Here is a 202-nt window from a genome sequence, read left to right on the forward strand (position 1 = left end):
CGGGAGTGCGCCAGGGCACTGGGCACCGAGTAGTAATGGCCGTCGACGATCACGTGATAGTCGGCTCCGACAGCACGGCACAGCTCCCACTGTCCTACAACGTAGGGCTCGGCCGGCAACGGCCGCAGCAGGGCCCGCTCCTCAGCTTCGAAGACGGATCGGCGCGTCCCCTCGCGTGGGGGCGACAGCGGCCGGTTGTTGA

1 protein-coding gene is annotated in these 202 nt (G+C 68.3%); it reads right to left on the reverse strand.

Features of this window, described 5'->3' with window-relative positions; translation table 11 throughout:
- The coding region (locus N826_RS45135; protein ID WP_044438215.1) for a Mu transposase domain-containing protein at nt 1–202 on the reverse strand (202 nt) is incomplete at both ends.

This window comes from Skermanella aerolata KACC 11604 (assembly GCF_000936425.1).
Taxonomy (GTDB): Bacteria; Pseudomonadota; Alphaproteobacteria; order Azospirillales; family Azospirillaceae; genus Skermanella; species Skermanella aerolata.